Origin of the sequence: Vibrio sp. 1641 (assembly GCF_033339995.1) — a bacterium.
Taxonomy (GTDB): Bacteria; Pseudomonadota; Gammaproteobacteria; order Enterobacterales; family Vibrionaceae; genus Vibrio; species Vibrio alginolyticus.
In genome coordinates, this window is sequence record NZ_JAWOVP010000316.1 from 1 (window position 1) to 603 (window position 603).

A 603-nucleotide genomic window follows, 5' to 3' on the forward strand; every position below is an offset into this window, starting at 1 on the left:
TTCGATTAGCATTTTGAAGAGCCATATCTAGAGCGACGGAGACACACTCATTTTCTTCACAATTAGAAATACCGGTTCCATAAGCATGTGGGCCTGAGTCATAGATAGCCATAGCCGCTATGACTGGCCCAACGTGAAAACCCTGATCGGTCATAATGGCTTGGCATGAACTTGAACCGTGGAATGGAACACCAGGGAAATATCTAAGAAAGGCAGAGCGAATGGCTCTGAAGTCATACTCTTCTGTGTAATAACAGATGATATAAGACAAGTGTTCTTGCCTCAGCTCTGAACGAAGCCTCTCTACTGCTAAATATTCGTCGGTAATATGGGTAAATACTGATTGGCACTGCATACGCTTTTATTATTGTTTGTCACGTTACTGTTATACCATTACGACAAATTATCGTTAGGCTAGAAGGTTCGAATTTCACAAAGAAGATGCCATTATCTCGTGTCAGATCTAATTTATAAATGCACTAAGACAATATTTTGGTTTATTTTGAGCTTAATCGTTTTGGTTGCAGATATAGCATTCCATTCAGCTCTATAATGATTGTCGCTTATACTATCAAACACACCAGATTGATTCAGATCAATTTT

The 603-nt window shown here is 39.0% G+C and carries 1 protein-coding gene; it reads right to left on the reverse strand.

Features of this window, described 5'->3' with window-relative positions; genetic code table 11:
* The coding region (locus R7Z47_RS25735) for an FIST N-terminal domain-containing protein (RefSeq protein ID WP_411913067.1) at nucleotides 1–355 on the reverse strand (355 nt) is incomplete at its 3' end.
* Nucleotides 356–603 lie beyond the last annotated feature (248 nt).